19 protein-coding genes are annotated in these 23,826 nt (G+C 42.4%); 9 read left to right on the top strand and 10 right to left on the bottom strand.

Annotated elements, in window-relative coordinates; genetic code table 11:
- Nucleotides 1-167: 167 nt before the first annotated feature.
- From GQS54_RS19780 to phoB, 4 genes are all read right to left on the bottom strand, one after another.
- Nucleotides 168-2,834 carry a TonB-dependent receptor gene (locus GQS54_RS19780; RefSeq protein ID WP_166425648.1) on the bottom strand — a complete coding sequence of 889 codons (2,667 nt, stop codon included), beginning with the start codon at nucleotides 2,832-2,834 and terminating at the stop codon, nucleotides 168-170.
- Between the two features lie 68 nt (nucleotides 2,835-2,902).
- A complete protein-coding gene (locus tag GQS54_RS19785) occupies nucleotides 2,903-4,504 on the bottom strand; it encodes a hypothetical protein (protein ID WP_166425649.1) in 1,602 nt (533 codons plus the stop codon).
- Between the two features lie 249 nt (nucleotides 4,505-4,753).
- Nucleotides 4,754-6,064 (bottom strand): phosphate regulon sensor histidine kinase PhoR, encoded by a 1,311-nt coding sequence (gene phoR / locus GQS54_RS19790; RefSeq protein ID WP_166425650.1) that lies wholly within the window; start codon nucleotides 6,062-6,064, stop codon nucleotides 4,754-4,756.
- Between the two features lie 58 nt (nucleotides 6,065-6,122).
- Entirely contained in the window at nucleotides 6,123-6,812 is a 690-nt protein-coding gene (gene phoB / locus GQS54_RS19795; protein WP_166425677.1) for a phosphate regulon transcriptional regulator PhoB, read from the bottom strand.
- A gap of 257 nt (nucleotides 6,813-7,069) precedes the next feature.
- On the opposite strand from phoB, the gene GQS54_RS19800 reads away from it, so the two are divergent.
- Nucleotides 7,070-8,797: a HAMP domain-containing sensor histidine kinase gene (locus tag GQS54_RS19800; protein WP_166425651.1), complete on the top strand. Its 1,728-nt coding sequence runs from the start codon at nucleotides 7,070-7,072 to the stop codon at nucleotides 8,795-8,797.
- A 96-nt stretch (nucleotides 8,798-8,893) separates the two neighbouring features.
- On the top strand, nucleotides 8,894-9,799 hold the full coding sequence (gene rdgC, locus GQS54_RS19805) for a recombination-associated protein RdgC (protein WP_166425652.1): 906 nt from the start codon (nucleotides 8,894-8,896) through the stop codon (nucleotides 9,797-9,799).
- 82 nt (nucleotides 9,800-9,881) lie between these two features.
- On the opposite strand, the gene GQS54_RS19810 is transcribed toward rdgC, so the two are convergent.
- A complete protein-coding gene (locus GQS54_RS19810) occupies nucleotides 9,882-10,718 on the bottom strand; it encodes an HDOD domain-containing protein (RefSeq protein ID WP_166425653.1) in 837 nt (278 codons plus the stop codon).
- Nucleotides 10,719-10,984: 266 nt separating this feature from the next.
- Between GQS54_RS19810 and GQS54_RS19815 the strand changes: the two genes are divergently transcribed.
- Complete coding sequence (locus GQS54_RS19815; protein WP_166425654.1) at nucleotides 10,985-12,682, top strand: Zn-dependent hydrolase; 1,698 nt, start codon at nucleotides 10,985-10,987, stop codon at nucleotides 12,680-12,682.
- Between the two features lie 124 nt (nucleotides 12,683-12,806).
- Nucleotides 12,807-14,711: an EAL domain-containing protein gene (locus tag GQS54_RS19820; RefSeq protein ID WP_166425655.1), complete on the top strand. Its 1,905-nt coding sequence runs from the start codon at nucleotides 12,807-12,809 to the stop codon at nucleotides 14,709-14,711.
- A 77-nt stretch (nucleotides 14,712-14,788) separates the two neighbouring features.
- On the opposite strand, the gene GQS54_RS19825 is transcribed toward GQS54_RS19820, so the two are convergent.
- From GQS54_RS19825 to folB, 4 genes are read right to left on the bottom strand one after another with little or no spacing between them, the layout of a single operon-like run.
- Entirely contained in the window at nucleotides 14,789-15,154 is a 366-nt protein-coding gene (locus tag GQS54_RS19825) for a histidine triad nucleotide-binding protein (RefSeq protein ID WP_166425656.1), read from the bottom strand.
- 24 nt (nucleotides 15,155-15,178) lie between these two features.
- Nucleotides 15,179-15,979: an undecaprenyl-diphosphate phosphatase gene (locus GQS54_RS19830; RefSeq protein ID WP_166425657.1), complete on the bottom strand. Its 801-nt coding sequence runs from the start codon at nucleotides 15,977-15,979 to the stop codon at nucleotides 15,179-15,181.
- Entirely contained in the window at nucleotides 15,976-16,494 is a 519-nt protein-coding gene (folK, locus tag GQS54_RS19835; RefSeq protein ID WP_166425678.1) for a 2-amino-4-hydroxy-6-hydroxymethyldihydropteridine diphosphokinase, read from the bottom strand. Before folK ends, GQS54_RS19830 begins: the two co-directional genes overlap by 4 nt.
- On the bottom strand, nucleotides 16,494-16,850 hold the full coding sequence (gene folB, locus GQS54_RS19840; protein ID WP_166425658.1) for a dihydroneopterin aldolase: 357 nt from the start codon (nucleotides 16,848-16,850) through the stop codon (nucleotides 16,494-16,496). The genes folK and folB overlap by 1 nt, the downstream gene beginning before the upstream one ends.
- Before the next feature lie 76 nt (nucleotides 16,851-16,926).
- Here folB and plsY point away from each other — a divergent pair, with 76 nt between their 5' ends.
- Nucleotides 16,927-17,529, top strand: a complete 603-nt coding sequence (plsY, locus tag GQS54_RS19845; RefSeq protein ID WP_166425659.1) for a glycerol-3-phosphate 1-O-acyltransferase PlsY — start codon at nucleotides 16,927-16,929, stop codon at nucleotides 17,527-17,529.
- Nucleotides 17,530-17,647: 118 nt separating this feature from the next.
- Here plsY and tsaD read toward each other — a convergent pair whose 3' ends face one another.
- The gene (gene tsaD / locus GQS54_RS19850; protein ID WP_166425679.1) at nucleotides 17,648-18,661 is read right to left on the bottom strand and encodes a tRNA (adenosine(37)-N6)-threonylcarbamoyltransferase complex transferase subunit TsaD; all 1,014 of its coding nucleotides are present in this window, start codon (nucleotides 18,659-18,661) and stop codon (nucleotides 17,648-17,650) included.
- A 218-nt stretch (nucleotides 18,662-18,879) separates the two neighbouring features.
- Between tsaD and rpsU the strand changes: the two genes are divergently transcribed.
- The 4 genes from rpsU (at nucleotide 18,880) to rpoD (ending at nucleotide 23,534) form a co-directional block, all read left to right on the top strand.
- A complete protein-coding gene (rpsU, locus tag GQS54_RS19855) occupies nucleotides 18,880-19,095 on the top strand; it encodes a 30S ribosomal protein S21 (protein ID WP_006991319.1) in 216 nt (71 codons plus the stop codon).
- Nucleotides 19,096-19,179: 84 nt separating this feature from the next.
- Complete coding sequence (locus GQS54_RS19860) at nucleotides 19,180-19,623, top strand: GatB/YqeY domain-containing protein (protein WP_166425660.1); 444 nt, start codon at nucleotides 19,180-19,182, stop codon at nucleotides 19,621-19,623.
- Nucleotides 19,624-19,780: 157 nt separating this feature from the next.
- Nucleotides 19,781-21,547 (top strand): DNA primase, encoded by a 1,767-nt coding sequence (gene dnaG, locus GQS54_RS19865; RefSeq protein WP_166425661.1) that lies wholly within the window; start codon nucleotides 19,781-19,783, stop codon nucleotides 21,545-21,547.
- Between the two features lie 145 nt (nucleotides 21,548-21,692).
- Complete coding sequence (gene rpoD, locus GQS54_RS19870) at nucleotides 21,693-23,534, top strand: RNA polymerase sigma factor RpoD (RefSeq protein WP_205967853.1); 1,842 nt, start codon at nucleotides 21,693-21,695, stop codon at nucleotides 23,532-23,534.
- Nucleotides 23,535-23,826 lie beyond the last annotated feature (292 nt).

Below are 23,826 nucleotides of genomic sequence, written 5' to 3' on the forward strand. Positions count from 1 at the left end.
GTCCTCGATTATTATCAAAGACATTATTGTGCGGTGCAGAATTGATATCTAAAAGACGGCCTTTACGAGACGCTTACTATACAATAATATAAAAAGACAAAAAAATAGCCGCGAAATGCGGCTAGTTTAATATTTGAAAGTACGTAAAAATAGTACTTAAATCATACTTAGAAATCGTACTTGTAGCTGACTTTAACCGTTGTGCCGATTGTACGAGTTCTAACTGAAAGACCACTTTGCGTGACTTCTTGATCTTCACCCATAAGGTTTTTAACGGTCAACTTCACGGTTGAGTTAAAATCAGGATAGTAAGAGTAGGTTGCGTCTAGCGAGTGAAAGGGTTGTTCAAATGAATCTTCACGACCATTGATACCTGATGCCAAAATACGCTCACCAAATACGTTGTAAACCAACGAGCCACTGTGGTTGCCATTTGCAGAATCATAACTTAGCTGCATATTAACAACATACTGAGAATGACCTGTCATCCGTTTAGAGGTATTGGTTAAGTTACCCGCTGAAGCGGCGTCAATCTTGACTTCAGAATCACTCAAGGTGATATTACCTGATGTGAAAAAGCCATCTGCTGCCCAACTCAAATCGTATAACCACTCGGCTTCAACACCATATACTTCAGCTGTTTCGCCATTTGTGAAGCCAGCGGTGTAACTTGAGTCACCAACATTGAGTACGGTTTCAATTGGGTTCGCTATGTCTTTGTAAAAACCAGAAATAGCTAAGTTATCACCATCGTCGAAATATAACTCGTAGCGTAAGTCATAATTTTTTAATGTGGTAGAGCTAAGCGTCGTACTACCCGTAGTGCGAATATCGGTTAATGGATCGTTGTAACCAACGGGCACCACTTCACGTAAATCGGGACGAACTACCGTTTCACCATAACCAAAGCGCAATTGATAATCGTCGCCACCTACATATGTCAAACTAAGCGCAGGGTAGAAATCATCATCATTTACTGTGCCATTAAGAATATCTTCTTCACTGTAATAATTGTCAGAATCTTCTTGAGTGAATATCAAACTCGAGGAAGACAAAGAGACTTGTTTGAATGATTCGTATCTTAAACCACCACTGATCCGCCAGATGCCTTTATAAAAAACATCAAAAGCAGCATACCCCGCATCGATTTTCTGCGCGGCTAAGTAGTCATCAGCTTCTGGCGCAATAGGCTCGTTAAAGTTAATCAACATATTCGAATCAATGAATTCGTCCGTCAGGTAGCTTGTGACCGACAGTATGTCTGATTCGTCATCATTCACAACAATCGACGAATTGCTGTTATCAAGGAAGAAGCTTGACGTTGTATACAGACGCGCTCGGTCTACAAAGTCCCAGCCGCCTTTAAGTTCAACTTCTAAGTTACTGAATGTAATGGGTAAAGTGACATTTCCGCCCCAAGACTTCATATTGTCTTCCATATCAACAAACTGGTAGTTCGCACGCCCCTGAGCACCATCAATAAATGACCCAGTATAGGTACCGTCGTCATATGTATCGGTGAATTCGTACGCCACGTTTAATGGATTTTTCGTTTCCGCGCTCGACTCAGTATATTGCCAATCAACGCCCACTCCCATGTAGTCCAGAAACGTGTGTTGGCCTCGAAATTGGTCTACATCTAGCGTGCGTTCTTCGTAGTTAAAACTATGGGTGCGATCGGCTTCGTTGTCAGCAGCAATCGTAATATTTTGACTCGGGTTTTGTGAAATAGAGATTTCCGATTCATCTTCATTATCTTCGATGTAAATCTTGGTATAGCTGACGGTATGGTTCTTTAACTTGTAACCCACGCTCAACAAACCGTTTAAACGCTCTTCCTCGGTGGTCATTTCTGACTCTTCAAAGGTATCAAAACATGAGTTTTGAACATCTTCTGGGGTTAACAGTTTACTGGAACAGTCACTTGTTGGTGTCGCACTCGTTACCGCACTCGAACGGTCTGAATAGGTCCACTTATTGTCGTAGGCTATGGACGCTAAAAAGCCAATTTGACCGCCTAAGAACGCTTCATCAAAACTATTACCTATAAAAGCCTGGGCCGAGTAATTAGGATCTAACGATTCATCTTTTAGTGTTAGGTTTCGAGGAAGCGATTTGGCTAACGTTTTATTGATCACATTCGCTTGGGCTGCAGCAGTCGTATTACCTGTTATCAAGTTATCTTTAGAGATAATATTCGCTAAGCCAAAGTCACCACGATAATAAGGAATAGCATCGGTTAGTGCCTGAGGGATCCCATTATCATTGCGACTGTATGTGTAGCCGTCTGAGTTGTTACTATTACCTTCGACGCCAACTTGAATCCCTGATACAAATTGAGTCGGTATCGCCTTAGTACGAATATCTACGTTACCACCACCAAATGCGGCTGGCATATTCGGCGAGTACGCTTTTTGTACCGACAAACTTTCTATTACATTTGCTGGGAATATATCTAACGGAATAACGTTACGGGTTAAATCTGGGCTGGGAATGCTCGCGCCGTTCAATCGGGCACTGGAGTAACGCTGGCCTAAACCGCGAACATAGATAAACTTGCCGTCTACCAATGTTAAGCCGGTTACGCGGCGAAGGGCCGATGCGGCATCACTGTCGCCTGTTCGTGCAATTTGTTCTGAGCCTAAAATATCCGCTACGAAAGCCTGATTTTTCCGCTCTTCAATAACAGCTGCAGCCGTTCCCTGAAGCCGAGATCCTGTCGCCACGACCTCTTCCATCACTTGGCTTTCTTGCGCAAGCGCTGTGCCTGTACTAACCAAAAGTCCTAGTCCTACTGCGTAGGCGACTTTTTTAACTTTGTATTGATTGCTCACCTTAAACTCCTAGCTATAAATCGAAAAATAGGCGCTACTAGGCGCCTATTTATCTAATACAAAATTGGTTATTCGTCTGCGGCTGCGTTAGTAAACGCGTTGTTAGCCCAGTTGTACCAATCAGAAGTGGTATCAGTGTCAGATACGGCACCAATGAAGTCTGTTGCTTCAAAGAATGCATCTAGCGTCGAGGCATCAAATGCAGGCACTGTAATGTCAGTACTGGTCGTTAAAGTAGCGAAACCATTCGCTGCTAATACGTCAGCGTTTCCGCCAACCACTTCGCTCGAATCCGACTCAAACCACTCTTGTACTGTGGTTGAGTTGCTGCCAGAAGTAACCGTTTCACTGCCCGTATTCGCCAGTTGCGCACAAGCGGCTACAGAGTTATGAATAGAAACGGTGCCGTTAACAATAACCTCAGCTGCATCGCCGCTATAATTAAGACACCATGTTTGTGTTGCAACAGGCTTAACTAATAATGTGTTGTACCAAGTAGCTGAAATCATATCGTCTAACTTAATAGCGATTGATTCGTCATCATCACGGATAGATAAACCGTCAGTCGTCAATACCGTTACATTGGCGATAATAGGTGCTGACGCAGGTGCTTCAGTTGAAGACGTACCTTTAACACCGTCAGATTCAAAACCGCCGTTACCCATATTGACTGTTACGCCACTGGCATTGACGACAGTACCTTGCTTGATAAGGACATACTGAGCGCGACCTTGCCAACCTGCGTCGATATCTAAGCTATCGTCTTGCGTGTCGGTAATAACAATGTGTTTAAGGTCAACTGCCCCGCCGAATAATTCAATGCCATCATCGAAGCCTTGATAGATATCGACATAATCGATTTCAGTGCCAGAACCTACCGCAAACAAGCTAAGAGAGTTCAAATCGTTTCCTGCTTCTTGGCCTGCTGGCAAGCCACCTGCATAGTGAATTTTTACGAACTTAATGGTTCCGCTGTCGTCAGTGTTGTCGGTACCACCGTAGTAGCTCGTTACACCTTCACTTTCAGCGCTACATGTACTCGCTGAACGCTGCGCGTCAGTACACTGATCAGTTATACCAAAACCGTCAATCATCATGCCGCCCCAATCACCGTATTGAGGACCATTGCCGACTGAATCCAGACGGGTAAATTCATTAACAGAGGTAAATGTAATGGGGTCAGCCAACGTACCTACCGCTTCAATATTCGCGCCGCGATTAACGAGTACGAAAGAAGTGGATTGATTAAATGCAACGGTTGCACCTGCATCTACTGTTAAGGTAGGTCCGTCAGTCACGATAGAACAAGTGCCGCCATCAGTGTTACAGCCCTCACCTATTACCAAAGAACCTAAGAAGTAATGGACGCCGTCGTCGCTTAAATCGGCAAGCGTGACATTTGTTGTCAATGGATTACTCGCACTTACGAAAGCGGTAGAATATGAACAATCTTGGCCGTCGTATGTTCCCTGAACCGTCTCACCACTATCATTTTCATAAGAGGCACAAACATTCGTTGTGCTGTTGCCACCACCCGTTGTTGGGTTCGTTACGCTGTTGTCTACACTATTATCGATAACTGTTGGAGTAACATTGATGTCTCCACCACAACCAGCCAGTAATAAAGCAGTGGCTACTGCTGATGCTTTGAAAAGATTCTTAAATTCCATGGTGCTCTCCGATAAACGAGTGTTTTTTTAATGTGTTTTAAAAATTTGCACGAAGATTACCGTGGCTCGGTGACATTTTTGTTACATATAAAAAGTGTCAGAAAAGTTTAATAAAAGTGTCATGCAAAAACGCAGAAAGAAGCAGCGGGATTCAGTGGGATATTAGAAAATTCTTTTTATTTCAGATAACTAGCGAGATGACACTCGATGAGATATAAAAACCCGAGTGGTGTCATCTTGCAACGTAAGTTAGTTAATCTGTTGTTCGACGGACAATTCAGGAGAGAAAGCAAACGAAAACTCACTGCCCTGGGCCACTTTACTTTTAATACGTAGACGTGAGTTATGATGGTTTAACACATGTTTGACGATAGATAACCCCAAACCTGAACCACCCGTTTTGCGCGAACGCGCTTTATCTACCCGATAAAATCGCTCTGTTAAACGGTCTAAGTGCTTCGCCTCAATGCCGTAACCGTTATCGGTGACAATGTAAGTGGCTTGTTGGTCTATAAGTTTCCATTGCACATGAATGGCACCTTTTTCTTGGGTGTAATGAATAGCGTTAAACAGTAAATTTGAAAACGCGCTGCGCAGCTCCGTTTCTACTCCATAAATGCGCAGATTCGGGTCAACGTCCATGGTAATCGTGTGCTGTTTATTGGCGTTTAATGTATCGGCTTCAAGTTTTATGGTACGCAAGATTTGCGGCACATCGACAATACTTTCTGTTCTACGCTCGCTACTTGCTTCAATACGTGACAGCACGAGTAACTCTTCAATCAAACATTGCATGCGGGTAGATTGTGAGCGCATTTCTTCGAAAGCTTTAGCTAAAAAGGCCTCTGGTATATTTTTCGCACCGGGTAGCGTTTCTAAATAACCATTAATGACGGTTAATGGCGTACGTAATTCATGAGACACATTTGCGACAAAGTCTTTACGCATTTTTTCAATTTGAGTTAGCTTAGTTACGTCCCTTATTAACAACAGCAAGTGTTGGTCACCATAGGGCATAATACGGTACTCAAGTATACGCTGGTCGTTAACTGGAGAAGGTACTTCAATGGGTTTTTCATAATCTTTATTATGATAAAACTCAACAAACTGAGGATGGCGAACCAAGTTATAGATCCTGCGACCTGCATCATCCGGCCAGCGTAAACCTAGTTCGATACGCGCCAAACGGTTACACCAAATTATGGCGGCGTTGGCATCGACTACCACTGCAGCATCAGGCAGCGCTTCTGATCCTTCTCTGAAGCGTTTAACTAATATCCCTAGCTCTTTGCGTTTGGCTCTGTTTCGTCGTTGTAGAGTATAGATACCATCGTAAATATGCTCCCATACACCGTTCACTCTAGGCGGCGTTATTTTTTTACTCTGCCACAGCCAGTGATTAAGACGATAGATATTCCAATAGTGACTAGCAAGCAATAGCAATGCGCCAATAGCTACAGCCAAACTCGGTTCTGAGAAATACCAGCCGAGTAGTATAACCACCAGAAAATAGGCCGCTAAGCGACCTAGGCTTCTAAGCCAAGAGAAAGGGTAATACATGGCAGCAACTGTTCTCCTTTGCAGCCGAGTTTAGATACGAAAGCTAGATGTTCTGTGACTACACCTTTACAGAAAATCGATAACCAGAACCGCGTACAGTTTGGATCATGCTGTCGTGACCGAATCGCGATATTGCTTTACGTAGGCGCCTGATGTGAACATCGACGGTACGGTCTTCCACGTAAACATTGGTGCCCCAAACGTTATCGAGTAATTGCTCTCGGCTGTATACGCGTTCCGCATGAGACATAAAGAAATGTAGTAGCTTGAATTCGGTAGGCCCCATGTCTAATGGTTCGTCATTCGCAGTTGCGCGATGAGAAACAGGATCAAGTTTTAAACCGCTAAACTCAATGAGTTCATCACTGGAAGTCGGCGTAACGCGTCTGATAACTGCCTTGATGCGGGCTACAAGCTCTTTCGGTGAAAAAGGCTTTGTCACATAATCGTCTGCGCCAGAGTCTAAACCTCGTACTTTGTCTTCTTCTTCACCACGGGCGGTAACCATTATAATCGGAATGTCCCGGGTAAATTCGTGTTGCTTTAAACGTTTAGCCAATTGCACACCGCTACCACCAGGCAGCATCCAATCCAGTAGGATAAGATCAGGATAAGGTTCAACCACCTTTTCTAATGCGACATCAAAGTCTTCCGCTTCAATGGTTTCATAGCCAGATTGTTCTAAGACAAATTTTAACATTTCTCTGATCGGCGCTTCATCTTCAACCAGTAATACTCGTTTGGCCATTTTTGTTTTCCTGTTCATGACAAAGTCCGCAATTATTCGTTACCTTCGTGACATATTTATTAAAGTTACCATAAAGAGTGTAATAACCTTGCCTAAATCCACTAATATTTACCCTAATTCTGTCATATTTGTGAAATATACCTCTTATTTTCAGTCACTTGCTTTTCATTACAACTAGATTGCAATAATGGATACTGACTTGTTAATTTTATCTATAGCGCATATTCTTAATTTTCATCGCCTTCATGGATTACCAAATGACTAACGAAAAAAGCACGCTATCAAAGAAGCTTTTGACACGTGTTCTGTCTGTTTATTTTATATTAACCCTGATAGTAACAGTGGGACAAATAGTTACCGAGTATGTGAATGCTAAAAGTCACATAGCAGGCGAATTACAAACCCTAAAAAATACTTTTAGTACTAGTTTGACAAGGGCTATGTGGGAATTAAACATGGCGCAAGCTAAGTCAATTGCCACTGGGTTAATGGAATTGCCTATAGTGGAAGGCGTACAAATACGAGACGAAAATGGACAATATATTGCCAATTTAGGCCGCACCGCTGAACAGCCTCAATCCCCTATTCTCAAGGGAACGGTACAGGATAATATCGGCGGAACATTTGGTTATAGTTTTCCTTTAATATTTGAGTTTTCTGGAAGAACGTCGCTAGTCGGCGATGTCACACTTTACTCAAGTGCCCAAATTATTTTTAGTCGAATTGAAGTGGGTATTTTCTTTCTAATTGGCAATGCCATTATCAAAACTGCCTTTTTGGTGTTTTTGTTTATGAGTGCATTTAGAACGATGCTAACTAACCCACTAAATGAATTACGCCAACAAATATCAGATTTTGATATGGACGATTTAGAATCATCGAAACTGCACTTAAATGTTGCTGAAGATAATGAATTTACCTTACTGGAACATGCATACAACGGTTTGGTTGACGGCATGGCTGACTTTCAGAATCGCTTAAACGGTACGCAAGCAGAATTACGTGAAGCTAACCGTATGCTTGACGATCACAATATTTCACTGGAACAAGAAGTCGCTAAAAAAACCGCTACTTTAAGTAAAATAATGCTCGATTTAGAACAACAAAAAGATGAGCTTATTGTTAATCAACGTGAATTGCGTCAGGAAAACGAAAACCGCCAGTTTATCGAAGATGAATTGCGTAAGCGTAACAATGAATTAGCATCATCCATGAACACGCTCCAATTAGCCAAAGACCAGTTGGTTGAGTCAGAACGTATGGCGTCCCTCGGTGGGTTAGTAGCAGGTATCGCCCATGATGTGAATACACCGTTAGGGGTCGGTGTTACAGCCACCAGCTTTTTGCAGGAGCGTCTAAATACGCTTGAAAAGGCTTACCAAGAAAAAACCTTAACTGGCAGCACAATGAGTACCTTTATATCCGATGCACAACAAACCATCACATTGTTGACCAATAACTTGAACCGCGCATCCAACTTAATATCTAGCTTTAAACAAGTTGCAGTCGACCAAGCAAGTGAAGCCGAGCGGGAAATTAACATTAAGGAATATCTTAATGAAGTTATCCAGTCTTTGGCCCCTAGCCTGAAAAAGACGCAACATGTCATCAATATTAGTTGCCCAGATGAAGTTATAATTGTGTGCGCGCCGGGCATGTTGGCGCAAATCTTCACCAATATGATAATGAATTCTATTATTCATGGTTTTGAAGAGATCAATAAAGGCACCATAGATATTAAGATTAGTCAGCAACCTGAAACCTTAACCATTGACTATCGTGATAACGGTAAAGGGTTGCCAAAAGATTCACTTGCTAAGCACTTTGACGCATTCTATACCACTAAACGCGGCAAAGGCGGAAGTGGCTTGGGTACGCACATTATGTATAACCTAGTCACTCAGACCTTAAAAGGCGATATCGAGGTGTTTAGTAAACCAGGACAGGGCTTACAATATTTAATCACCATCCCGCTACATTCTTAACGCTAGGTTTGGCAGTTTTGTTTAAAGACTGCTAGGCTAGCGGCCATTTTTATTTATCGCAAATTGTATTCATCCTTTATCAACGGACATTAATTTATGTGGTTCAAAAACCTTAAACTTTATCATCTTACCCAAGTACTCGATTTAACCGAAGACGACATTCAAGATAAGCTTGCCGAATTTCCATTTCGCCCTTGCGGCTCACAAGAGTTAGCCACCATGGGCTGGACTTCACCTCTTGGCCAAGGTGATATGCTAGTACATAGCGCAGCCGGCAAGTTTTGGGTAACACTGAAGAAGCAAGAGCGTATACTGCCAGCCGCCGTTATCAACGCTGAGCTTGCAGATAAAGTTGCACTTGTTGAAGCAGAAACGGGTTCAAATGTGGGTAAAAAAGCCCAACAGGAAATGAAAGAAGAAATCGTTCAACGTTTGCTCCCTCAAGCGTTTACCAAAAATAGTTTCAGCCACGGCTTTATCTCTACCCAAGACAACCTTGTCGTCGTAGATGCCAGTGCTGATGGTAAAGCGGAAACATTTTTAGCGATGTTACGTAAAGCATTAGGCTCTTTGCCAGTCGTTCCTTTAGCGAAACAAAGTGTGCAAGAAGAGTTAACGCATTGGTTAACTGACAATTCAGTGCCTAATGATGTGGTTATTCTTGAAGAAGCTGAATTGCGCTCTATGGAAGAAGACGGTGCCATTGTGCGCTGTAAGAACCAAGACCTTTCAAGTGAAGAAATCATGAATCATTTAAGCGCAGGTAAAACGGTGCAGAAAATAGCCATTGAATGGGACGAAACCTTCAGTGCCTTATTGCAAGAAGATATGGCAGTCAAACGTTTAAAATTTACCGACGTAATGACTGAGCAAAATGATGATATTCCCAAAGAAGATAAATTAGCCAAAATGGATGCAGATTTTGCGCTGATGTCTGCAGAAATTGTGCGTTTCTCAAAACGCTTGGTCGAAATTTTTAATCTGCAACAAGATAGCGAATAATGCTTTAGCAAAGCAATTCTCGTGAAAAAGCCAGCAAAGCTGGCTTTTTACGTTATGGCACAATACTAGTTCCTGCTGATTCCTATGCAAAAATAGCGAGTGCGCTATCGTATAACTCCTGATATTCATCAGATTGCAGAACTGACAAGTCCTTAAATATTTCTTTTTGCACGGCTAAATTTAGGATCGTATCTTTTTGACTATCAAATTGTCCCGCCATAACAGCGCCTAAACGCGTGAAGTCGAGATATGAGATCAGGTTCGTTTGCACCGACATATCGCTCCAACTTCTGGCGACACTAACAAATTCATTTTCAAAGCCCCATTCACGCATGATACTCGCGCCAATTCGGCCCGCTAGCTTATCGATTGCCACGTTTAAGAACGTCGGGTTAGCAAATACTTCTGGGTGACGTTCTGCTTCAGTCAGAATGGGTAATACACCGATATTGTGTACCAATGCAGCTAAGGTCATGGTGTCAAGATTCAGCGTGCGGTTCTTTGTTTCTTTGATATGCAGTTGCATCACAGCCATAGCGGCAGCCACGACTTTCAAATTCTGTTGCCATACATCGTCCAAATAGCTTTTCACGATGTCATTTTTCGATACAAACAGCTGTTCCATGGCCAGCGCTGTGGCAATATTTTTAATTTGGCGCAGGCCAATACGCGTTACAGCTTGCGAGGTCGAGGTCACTTTGACACTTCGGCCCATATAAGAACTGTTCGAGATTTTGATCATACGCGCACAAAGCGAAAGATCTTGTCCAATGACATCGGCCATTGCATTTAGATTGATATTGGGATCATCAGCGGCTTTACGCACTTTCAATGCGATCGCCGGGAGCGTTGGTAAGACTAACGTATCGTTGTTAATTTTTTCGACCAAGATGGTTAATAACGCATTTTCTGTAGACATGTTCCAACCTATTGAGTGTCACTTAATATTAAGCTAGCTGACCTGTGTCGGCCACCTAGCGCCAATATGTATCCAAGCGTTTGATATTATTGACGAAGCTATTTTTGGAATAGCTTGTGCTGTTTCATCCGCGACGTGCAAATAATCCTAACATAGAATTTTACTTCTACGATGAGACTTTAAAAATATCTGTGCACTTAGGTAATTTACTCGGCGCATTTGTCATGATAAAAGAAACCTTACTTCTATCATCTTAAGGTTTCATTATGTGGAAAAAATCCATTGTCAGCACGATATGCTTAGCCGCATTGACCTCGGGCTGCACTTCGTCAACAAATTCAAACTCAAGCACCTTAGCCAATACTATTGTAGCTACATCATCTCTTAATGTGCTTCCTGATGCCAAAAATCGCTTAGATATATATCAATCAGTACCCTTAACGGCTGACTTAACGTCTCTTTCTAACAATCAAAAAGATATGCTGGCGCTGTTAATCGATGCAAGCAAAATAATGGACGAATTATTTTGGCAACAGGCTTATGGCTCAGATAAAGACCTATTTTTAAGCCGTATTAGCAATAATGACGTGCGTCGCTTCGCAGATATTAACTACGGGCCCTGGGATAGATTGAACGGTGACAAGCCCTTTTTAACCGATACTGAAGCAAAATCTTTAGGCGCAAAGTTTTATCCTCATGATATGAGCAAAGCGGAATTTGAAAGCAGCGATTTTGCCGATAAAACAGGCCTTTATTCTATGGTTGTGCGTAACGAAGACGGTTCATTGAAAGCCATTCCTTATGCACAGTACTTTGCCGCGCCATTACAAAAAGCAGCAAGCTTATTGAAACAGGCAGCCGCACTTGCCGAGGATGCCACTTTTGCGAACTATTTACGCTTACGTGCAGATGCCCTGCTGAGTAATGAATATCAGGCTTCTGATTTCGCTTGGATGGACATGAAAAGTAATCCCATCGAATTAGTCATTGGACCTATCGAAACCTATGAAGATCAGCTATTTGGTTATCGAGCGGCATTTGAAGCTTACGTGCTTATTAAAGATCTTAGCTGGAGTGAACGCCTGAGCAAATATGCGGCTTACTTACCAGAACTGCAAACCAACTTACCTGTTGCTGATATTTATAAGCAGGAAATGCCAGGGGCCAATGCGGACTTAAACGCGTACGATGTCATTTATTACGCTGGTCATTCTAATGCGGGCAGTAAGACAATTGCTATCAACTTACCAAATGATGAACAAGTGCAATTGGAAAAAGGCACCCGCCGCCTACAGCTTAAAAACGCAATGCGCGCTAAGTTTGAGAATATTTTAGTGCCTATCGCTCAACAACTGATGGTACCTGCCCAACGAGCTAATATTACCTTTGATGCATTTTTTGCCAATACCATGTTTCATGAAGTCGCACATGGGTTAGGCGTTAAAAATACGATTAACGGCACAGGCACCGTGCGCCAAGCGTTAAAAGAACATGCATCGGCATTGGAAGAAGGTAAGGCAGATATATTGGGCCTATATATGGTGAGCCAGCTATTAGATAAAGGCGTAATCACTGAAGGTAAGCTTGAAGATTATTACACCACATTTATGGCGGGGATATTCCGTTCAGTGCGCTTTGGGGCGTCAAGCGCACATGGAAAAGCAAATATGATCCGCTTTAATTTCTTCCAAGAGCATGGCGCATTTAGTCGCAATGCGGAAGGTTTATACGCTGTTAACATGGATAAAATGGCTGACGCTATCGACGCATTATCGCGGCAGATACTCACGTTACAAGGAGACGGTGACTACGACGGAGTGAGTGCTCTCGTGGCAGAAAAAGGCATCATTAAAGCCACGCTTGCTAACGACTTACAACGCCTGACTGACGCAAACATTCCAGTCGATATTACGTTTGAGCAGGGTAAAAAGGTGCTCGGTTTGAATAGTCATTTGTCTAATTGACCGATTAATATGCTATAGATATGATTTGCTGTGCTAAATTAATTGTTATAACGGCTGTAAGGAAGTAAATATTATTAACAGCAATCAATCTCTTAACAAAAAAGCCCAACAAGATGCCGCCGCAATGCTATACCAAAATAGCATTGGCGGTATTCTTGTTTCTCTTTTTGCAGCAACCATGCTGGTTTTCGCTTTTGACAGCACCAATTTAGCCAGCTTTAAACACACTTGGTGGGCAGCAATGGTTGTCGTCATTGTTATTCGATTTATCGATTCAATCTGGTGGCGCATTAAACAAAAAGGCCAAGAATATGACGGTCGACGTGCAATTCTACGTTTTATAACAGGTACTTTTGCCACCGCAATAATGTGGTGTGTTTACTGCTTAGGTGTCTACGCATCCGCGGATACCGTAGAGTTAGCGAGTACCATAATAATTGTCTCCGCTATGGCAGGCGGGGCAGCCAGTGTACTGGCTGCCCATAAAAAAACCGCGATGTCTTATTCGTTTATCTTGTTAGTGCCTTTTTCCGTCGCACTGTTACTCTCTAGCGATGATTATCGCCAGGTGTTAGGTGTACTAGGTATATCCTTTGGCTTAGTGATGAGTATTAGTGCAAAAAAGGCGGCTGAATTTACTAGCCAAGCAATACGCTTAAAAAACGAGAATGCGTTGCTTGTACAGCATATGGAATCACAAGTAGAGAAACGCACTCGTAAAATCTATGAACTTTCAAACCTCGACCCATTAACGGGCCTGTTCAATCGCACAGCGTTTTTAAATCACTTAAAGTCGACTCTTAATATTTGTATTGAGAAGCACCAACCCATGGCATTGCTTTTTATTGATTTAGATGGTTTTAAAAAGATTAATGACACCATAGGTCATGACGCGGGTGACCAAATACTCACGCAAACCGCCCTGCGCCTCAAAGAGCATTGTAAGGATCAACAATTATTGTGTCGTTGGGGGGGCGATGAGTTCTTAATTGCCTTACCCAATACGCAACAATCTGCAGCGGTCGCCCAAGCAAAGACCTTAATCGATTTTATATCAGAGGCGTATTTATTCGACAATGCTCAGCTTTCTTTAGGCGCTACAATAGGGATCTCCCTTTATCCCCAACATGCCGACAATGAGCTAAAGCTTATTCAGCTTGCTGATATGGCTATGTATCATCAAAAGAAGCGCGCAATTTCCACCTCAGGAGTATTTTCAAAGGAATTGGGTAGCATGCTGATGCGCGAGCAATTTCTTAAAGACGGTTTGGCAAGAGCGCTAGAAAATAAAGAGTTAAGTTTGTGTTTTCAACCGATTATGGCTTCTGACAGCAGTGAAATATGTGCATTTGAAGCACTCTTACGGTGGAAAAAAGATGAAGAGAATATTTCTCCAGTGGAATTTATTCCCATTGCCGAACAACACGGTTTAATTCGCAAAATTGGCACCTGGGTATTAAATAGGTCGTGTATTGTCGCCGCCTCCTGGCCTAAACCTATAGCGGTTAGTGTAAACGTATCGGTCAGCCAATTACAGACAGATGACTTTATAACCATTGTTGAAGAAGCATTGCTCGCCAGTGGACTGAAGCCGACACTGTTGCACTTAGAAATCACCGAATCGGTCTTTTCATTTGATAAAGACATTATGATAGACCGGATTAAAATATTACAAAGCCGAGGTATTAAGGTCTCAATTGATGACTTTGGTACCGAGTATTCGTCTTTATCTGTTATGCAAGATTTGGCTGTTAATACGGTCAAAATCGACCGTTCATTTATTAGTCGCTTAGACTCAAGTGGATTAGCCATTGTGAAAGCGGTTATCAATATTGCCCATGCATTTGATTATTTAGTGGTAGCTGAAGGAGTGGAAACCAAAGAGCAAGCAATAGCACTACAAAAACTAGGTGTGCACTTTTCCCAAGGTTTCTATTTTTCTAAACCGATAATCGAGCAGGACGTTGCGAGCTTTATTAAGAAGCCGTGTATTAAATTAACGGAACAAAGTGCAAGTATTACGTCTTAGTGAGCAAGAATAGCTAATAGGAAAGGAAATTAAGGCAAAGAAACATTTGCATGATGTTACTTTGCCTGTTTACTCGATTACTCGATTTTCAGCTTGTCACTATATGGCGGCCAACCAAGGGGCTTTCCAGCTAAAACGTGGAGGTGAATATGGTAGACAGTTTGCCCACCATATTCGTTGCAATTCATTACCGTTCGAAACCCTTGTTCCGCTAAACCATGCTCTTTTAGTACATGAGCTGCAACCCATGTTAAATGCCCAACCAACTCTCGATCTTCTCGTTCAATATCATTGATAGTAGCAATGGCTTTTTTCGGAATAACTAAAAAGTGCATCGGCGCTTGAGGATTAATATCTTTAAACGCTAAAGCGATATCATCTTCATATAAAATATCTGCGGGGATGTCTTTGTTAATGATCTTAGTAAAAATAGTGTCGCTCATTCTAATACTCCTTTTTTGTCGCCGTTAAGCGAATACAAACCACAATAGGATCGCACCCAATACCATACGATAAATCACAAATGGCGTCATGCCCATACGTGAAATCCACGTTAAGAAGAGATAAATACATGCATAGGCGCTAACAAAAGATAACACTGCACCGATAAGTAATGCATTCCAATCGACGGCATCTGGTGAACTCACTAAATCCAGTGTCGCCAGTAACCCAGCACCTAGGATCACCGGTATTGACAACAAAAATGAGAAGCGAGCGGCGCTTTCTCGGTCTAGGCCTAACATTAACCCTGCGGTCATGGTTATCCCTGAACGTGACGTACCTGGTATAAGCGCTACAGCTTGAGCCATGCCAACAATAAGGGCGCTTTTCCATGTCATGTCGTAGATATGTTTATTCAGTGCTGCTTTTTTATCGGCATACCATAATAGCAAACCGAAGCCGATGGTTGTGCACGCGATGACTAATGCCGACCTTGCATATTCCTCAATAAAGGCTTTGCCAGCAAAGCCAAAAATTAACGCAGGAATCGTCGCAATAATAACCCACCAGGCTAGACGACTGTCGTCAGTTTGATTGCGGCTAAAACCAGAACCAAACCACGCTACCAACATGCGACCTATATCACCACGAAAGTAAATCATAACAGCGAGTAAGCTGCCCACGTGCACAGCAACGTCGAATGCCAACCCTTGGTTATCCCAACCTAATAATACCGATGGTAATATTAGGTGAGCTGAGCTAGAAATAGGTAAAAACTCTGTAATACCTTGAATAATTGCAAGAATAATAATTTCAGTAAGAGTCATTGGCGACTAGCGCTCCATGTAAATTCAATTGGCCATAACTGTTGTTGGGACTTATCGTATTGTTGCCAAAGCGAAAAGTAACTTTTTTTAACCAGCGGATGCTCTATTTCAGGTGCGATCTCAGCTAAAGGCTGCAGTACAAACGCATTGTAGAGGATCTCTGCACGAGGAAGTTCCATTGGTACTTGCATAATAACATCGTCAAATGTCAGTAAATCAAGATCAAGTGTGCGCGGGGCAAACTTCTTACTTTCCCGTGTACGTAGATTTTTCGATTCAATATTTTTTAAAATATTAACGACTTCAGCAATTGGGTGTTCTGTGTTTGCTTGAACGACTAAATTATAAAAATTATTGCCGTCAAACCCTACCGACTTGCTTTCATATACCGATGACATGGTGAGATCACCAAACGCCGCATGCATAGCATCTAGACCTGACCTTATATGCTGCTCTCGGTCAATATTGCTGCCTACACTGATAAATATATTGTGCTGAGATGCCTGTTCGCTGATCATTCTTTACGCTCACGAGTAAACTCTACCGCCACATTTTTAGCTGTCGGCAGAATATCTGGCTTGCTTAGTTTAAGAGCGACTTTGTGTACTGGAAATTGTTTGAATATTTGCTCGATCATGGCTAGCGCTAACGCCTCGATAAGTGCAAACGTGCTATTTTCGGCGACATCTGACACGGTATTAGCCACTTCAGCGTAGTTTAGCGTGTCAACTACGTTGTCACTTAACGCCGGCTTATTTAAATCACTAAATAATACAATATCAACCAGTAATCTCTGTTTCGCATCCCGTTCCCAATCGTACACGCCTATTAGAGACTGAACCTCTAAGCCTTCAATGTAAATTTTATCCATGAAAGATCCGCGCTGTTATTGGTTAACTTTTAAGGTAATCTTTAAGAATTGTACCTCGTTTACAGAACATAAGTACATGACGTCACTTAGCATTTTAATTTTTTGTAGCGCTTATCTTTTAGGCTCAATATCTAGTGCAGTATTGATCTGCCGTTTATTTAGGCTACCAGACCCACGAAATACAGGCTCTAATAACCCTGGAGCCACCAATGTACTGCGTATTGGCGGTAGGCTTCCTGCAGCCTTAGTGCTTATTTTTGACGTACTTAAAGGCACGCTGCCGGTTTATATAGGATATTTTTTGGGATTATCGCCCATTGTTTTAGGGCTAGTAGGTTTAGCAGCGTGTTTGGGGCACATTTACCCGCTGTATTTCAATTTTAAAGGCGGAAAAGGTGTGGCGACCGCGATCGGTGCGATGTTGCCATTAGGTTGGGAGCTATCGAGCATTCTGCTTGGCTGCTGGTTAGTGATGATCTTTATTAGTGGTTATTCATCATTGGCGGCCATAATTTCGGTCGGCTTGGCGCCGATTGTCACTTGGTTTATTAAACCGGACTATACCGTGCCAGTCACTATGCTGTGCTTACTGATCATCATCCGTCATAAACAAAATATTATCCGCTTACTAAACGGTCAAGAAAGTAAAGTCTGGGACAAAGGCAGAACTAAAGAATAACCCATTGGCCGAAGCTTCTTTTTTCGCTCACCGAACATTAACTACAATGTTTAGCATTAATCACGCAACATCGCTATTTTATTGACATTGACGTTGCGCGTTGTTTAACGTCACGCCCTTAAATGGCGGGCAAATCCTCTAAAGACCAACGAGGCTGAGCCTTCGTCGATAAGCCTTCGTGTTCACCAGCTTTAAGGCGTTTTAAGCCCGCGTAAGCAATCATAGCCCCGTTATCGGTACAAAATTCTAAGCGCGGATAAAAGACCGTACCTTGCAGCTTTTTCATCATTAAATCGAATTCAGCACGGAGTTGTTTGTTAGCACTGACTCCGCCAGCAATAACGAGTCTTTTTAAACCTGTTTGCTTCAAGGCTCGCTTACATTTGATAGCAAGCGTGTCTACTACTGCTTCTTGAAATGCAAAGGCAATATTCGCTTTGGTTTGCTCTGATTGGTCAGAGCTACGAATAGTGTTTGCTGCGAAGGTTTTCAAACCACTAAAACTAAAATCTAGCCCTGGACGGCCTGTCATTGGTCGAGGAAAGGCATAATGACCTGCTTCGCCCTTCTCTGCCATTTTAGCTAACAGCGGCCCACCAGGATAATCCAAACCAAGTAGTTTAGCCGTTTTATCAAACGCTTCTCCGGCCGCGTCATCGACAGACTCACCTAGAATTTCATATTGGCCGATACCATCAACACGCACCATCATCGAATGACCACCTGAAACGAGTAAAGCAACAAATGGGAACTCTGGCGCAGGCTCGTCTAACATAGGCGCGAGTAAATGGCCTTCCATATGATGTACACCGATTGCAGGAACATCCCAAGCAAACGCTAAACTGCGCGCAACAGATGAACCCACTAACAAAGCACCCACTAGTCCAGGCCCTTTGGTAAAGGCAATACCATCAATGTCTTTCTGTGTGCAGTTGGCATCCAATAACGCTTGCTTAATAAGTGGAACAATTTTCCGAACATGGTCTCGAGATGCGAGTTCAGGCACAACACCACCATAATCTGCATGCAGCTTTACTTGACTATAGAGTTGATGGGATAATAAGCCCTGATGTTCGTCGTAAACGGCGATACCTGTTTCATCACAGGATGTTTCAATACCAATAACGCGCATAGTAGAAGTGGTGTTCCGAGTTAAGTTTGGGCGCACATTCTACCTTTACCAAGATGATTTCACCATATTAGAGTGAATAATCGGCGTCTATTCCAATATTTCCCATATCGGGTCTTTACATTGTTAGCGTATATGATTAAAATTCCGCACCATTTTTAACCGAGCCGGTTATTTTTTGCGCTGGCAGACAAAGTATTTATTTTTGAGGTGAGATTTTAATGCCAATCGTTAAAGTTAGAGAAAACGAACCATTTGACGTAGCGTTGCGTCGTTTTAAACGTTCATGTGAAAAAGCAGGTGTTCTTTCAGAAGTTCGTCGTCGCGAATTTTTTGAAAAACCTACTTGGGAACGTAAGCGTAAGAAAGCAGCAGCTAAAAAACGTCTTTTGAAGAAGTTGTCTCGCGAAAACGCACGTCGCATAAGATTGTACTAATTCTCTCCTAGGGTGTTTGTAATATTAAACGCCCTTTGCAGTTTTATCTTAGGTTCATTTTAAGTATTTCTTCGAGTCAATTTCATGTCCTTGTTAGATGATTTAAAAAATGCCCAAAAAGACGCAATGCGAGCTAAAGACAAAATTCGTCTTGGTACTATTCGCATGGCGTTAGCAGCGGTTCAACAGCGTGAAGTTGATGAGCGTATAAAGCTTAATGACAGCGATGTTATTGCTTTGCTTACTAAGATGGTAAAACAGAGAAAAGACGCTGCGAGTCAGTTCGGACAAGCCGATCGCCAAGATTTAGTGGCGATAGAGCTTGCCGAAATCGATATTTTGCATACTTTTTTGCCTCAACCTTTGAGCGAAGAAGAAATCAGCACCTTAATTGACCAAGCTATGGTTGAAACACAGGCGAGCGGAATGCAGGATATGGGCAAGGTCATGGCGTTGCTAAAACCTAAAGTATTAGGTAGAGCTGACATGGGTAAATTGAGCGGTCAAATAAAAGCTAAGTTAGCTTAGCTAGAACCCTTGATACAGCCTGTATATTTTTATAGGCGCCCACATAGTTTACTGTAAACAAGCCGCATTTATTTGCGGCTTGTTTGTTTATGCAGAGCACATATAGTGCTGTGCTGCATGATTTTATGTAGTGACACGATTATATTGAGAAGTTGACATGAACGGCCGTATACCTCGTGAATTTATTGATGATCTTATTGCACGCACCGATATAGTTGAGGTGGTGGATAACCGCGTTAAACTCAAAAAAGCGGGTAGAAACTATCAGGCCTGTTGCCCCTTTCATAATGAAAAAAGCCCTTCTTTCACCGTAAGCCAAGACAAACAGTTTTATCACTGCTTTGGTTGTGGCGCGCATGGCAACGTAATTTCTTTTTTGATGGAATACGATCGTTTGGAATTTCCTGAGGCGATTGAAGAATTAGCTCAGTATCATAGTATTGATGTGCCTCGAGAGAAAAACTCGACTCCCGCGCCAACGCCCGCGCAAAAGCAGCAAAAATCCGATGACTATGAGTTAATGGAAACCGTATCTCGATACTTCTCCCAGCAGCTTAAAGTGCACGTTGATAAAGATAAAGCAATCGGCTACTTGAAGAATCGTGGATTGAGTGGCGAAGTTGTTAAAGCGTTTGGGATTGGCTATGCCCCCACTGAGTGGGATGCTGTTCTGAGTACATTTGGCCGTACACCTGAGGCTCAACAACAATTACTCGATCTTAAATTGATTACCGAAAACGATAATCGCCGTCGTTTTGATTTCTTCCGCGAACGCATTATGTTTCCTATTCGGGATAAACGCGGGCGAATTGTAGGTTTTGGTGGTCGCGTATTAGGTGACGGTACACCTAAATATCTTAACTCCCCTGAAACCCGTATTTTTCATAAAGGCAATGAACTTTATGGCTTTTATCAAGCTAAACAAGCTTATCGTAATTTACCTCGCGTGATGATAGTTGAGGGGTATATGGACGTGGTCGCCCTCGCCCAATTTGACATAAAATATGCAGTGGCCTCTTTGGGCACCGCAACTACGGCTGAACACATACAGATGCTTTTTCGCAGCACTAGCGAAGTCGTATGTTGTTACGACGGTGACAGAGCTGGTCGCGAAGCAGCCTGGCGCGCACTGGAAAATGCACTACCTTATCTAAAAGATGGGGTTGAAATGAAATTCTTATTTCTACCCGATGGTGAAGACCCTGACACATTAGTGCGGCAAATTGGCAAAGATGCTTTTGAACAAAAATTGTTGGTTGATGCTGTTCCCTTATCAAAATTCTTTTTTGATAATTTGCTTCAACGTCACCATATTGGCAGTGCGGAGGGAAAAGCGGCTTTAAAAGCGGAAGCAATGCCCATGATTGAACAGATTCAAGGCGATAATCAGCGTACTATTTTGACGTCTGAGTTGAGTAAGCATATGGGCGATCAAAATCGTCATCGCTTAGAACAGGACGTTGCCAAAGCGGGCCAACATAAGGCGGGCGCTAAGCTGGATTTTACCGCGCTTAATAAAGCTAAAATATCGCCGGTCAGAATGATGATCCGTTTGTTGTTAGATCAACCTGGGATTGCAGTGCAGTGTGTGCACACGAACCCAGCTGCACTGGGCAATATGCAAGTACCTGGATTGGATTTTCTTAACGAACTTTTTCAGTTTTGTCTTGCTAAGCCTAATGCCAATACCGCCCATGTTTTAGAGTATTTTAGGGATCATCCTCAAAGCAAAAACTTGTCTAAATTATTAAGTTGGGAGTATGCCGAAGAAAATCAGGTTATGGTCTTTAAAGATAGTTTTGCCAAGTTACTGGATTGGCATTTTAAGAGTAGAATGGATGAGCTATTGTCAAAATCCCGCTTAGGAAATCTTAGCGTAGATGAAAAACAAGAGCTAAACCTACTTGTAAAAGAACAAAAATGACCCAACATATAGCCCAAGGGTGGTCGAGTCTGCTATACTGGCTAATTCGCTACAGCCTCGAGCCCAAGCAAAGTATTTAGCGTTTTGAGTGTGTTTCATCACACTCGGGATGCATTTTTAACCCAAATCGAGAAGTGTAAGGTATATGGTGCAAAGCAAGCAATCGCAGATAAAACTCCTCATTGCAAAAGGTAAAGAACAAGGCTACTTGACCTTTGCCGAAGTAAATGATCACCTGCCACAAGACATAGTTGACTCAGATCAGATCGAAGACATCATTCGTATGATTAACGATATGGGAATTAAGGTGTTTGAAAACGCACCTGATTCTGACGAACTATTGATGCAAGAAAACGCGCCTGATGAAGAAGTCGCGGAAGCAGCAGCCCAAGCCTTAGCAACGGTCGAAAGCGAAATTGGTAGAACCACTGACCCTGTCCGTATGTATATGCGTGAAATGGGTACAGTCGAGCTACTAACACGCGAAGGCGAGATTGTTATCGCCAAGCGCATAGAAGAAGGCATTAATCAGGTTCAGTGTTCTGTTGCTGAATACCCTGAAGCCATCACCTATTTACTTGATCAATGGGATATGTTTGAAGCCGAAGAAATTCGTCTGAGCGACATCATTGTGGGCTTTGTGGATCCTAACGAAGCTGATAATATTGCCCCCACCGCGACCCACGTCGGTTCTGAGTTATCTGAAGAAGAATTAGATGACGAAGATGATGATGGTGATGACAGCGACGATGAAGACGAAGAAGAAGAAGACACAGGCCCTGACCCAGAAGAGGCTCGTGAGAAATTTACCGAACTTCGTGTGCAATATGAAAAAGCTCGTGACGTTATCGCTTCTAAGGGTCGTTCACACGCGAATGCACGAAAAGAAATAGATGCCTTAAGTGAAATTTTTAAAGAATTTCGCTTAATACCTAAGCAATTCGATCGCATGGTTAAAAACATGCGTAGCATGATGGATCGTATCCGTGTGCAAGAGCGCATAGTGATGAAACACTGTGTTGCTACGGCTAAAATGCCTAAGAAAGACTTTATTAAAGCCTTCTCGGGTAACGAGACCAGTACCGTTTGGTTATTTGAAATTCTTTCTTCTAATGCACCTTATGCTGAAGAAATGAAAGTTCATCAAGAAGAACTTGAACGTGCCATCGGCAAAATGAATTCTGTTGAAGAAGAAACCGGTCTAATCATAGCTGACATAAAAGACATTAACCGTCGTATGTCGATTGGCGAAGCAAAAGCTCGTCGCGCTAAGAAAGAGATGGTTGAAGCTAACTTACGTTTAGTTATCTCTATTGCGAAGAAGTACACTAACCGTGGCTTGCAATTCTTGGATTTGATTCAAGAAGGTAACATTGGTTTGATGAAAGCGGTTGATAAGTTTGAATACCGTCGTGGCTATAAGTTCTCAACTTATGCTACTTGGTGGATACGTCAGGCTATCACGCGTTCAATTGCAGATCAGGCTCGTACAATTCGTATCCCTGTGCATATGATTGAGACCATCAATAAGTTAAACCGTATTTCTCGTCAAATGTTGCAAGAAATGGGGCGCGAACCAACACCAGAAGAATTGTCAGAACGCATGATCATGCCTGAAGACAAAATTCGTAAGGTATTGAAGATTGCTAAAGAGCCAATCTCAATGGAAACACCAATAGGCGATGATGAAGATTCGCATTTAGGTGACTTTATTGAAGATAGCACGATTGTGCAGCCTCTTGATTCTGCCACTGGTGGCAGCTTGAAGAACGCAACACAAGAAGTTTTAGCTGGTCTAACCGCTCGAGAAGCGAAAGTACTGAGAATGCGTTTTGGTATTGATATGAACACCGATCATACCCTTGAAGAAGTAGGCAAGCAGTTTGACGTTACCCGTGAGCGTATACGTCAAATTGAAGCTAAAGCACTTCGTAAATTACGGCACCCTAGCCGTTCTGAGCAGCTACGTAGCTTCTTAGACGAGTAATCAAGACGTCTGATATGTTGTAATACAAAAAACCGGATTTAATATCCGGTTTTTTTTCGTCTATTTTTTACCTATAGCACCCGCTGGGTATCAAAACGATAACCATGTCGCCAGCAAAGAATACCTATTTTGTTTAATATTTACACTGCAGATTCAGACTCATTGGGATACTCATATATCTGTATCAACGTTTTATCACCTGTGAATGCATTGAGCGGTTTATTATTTATAAGATGCAATATGCCGCCAGATAAAAAAAAGCGGCTTAGGTTACCCTAGCCGCTTTGATAAT

It is taken from the genome of Paraglaciecola sp. 20A4 (genome assembly GCF_011378905.1).
GTDB lineage: Bacteria > Pseudomonadota > Gammaproteobacteria > Enterobacterales > Alteromonadaceae > Paraglaciecola.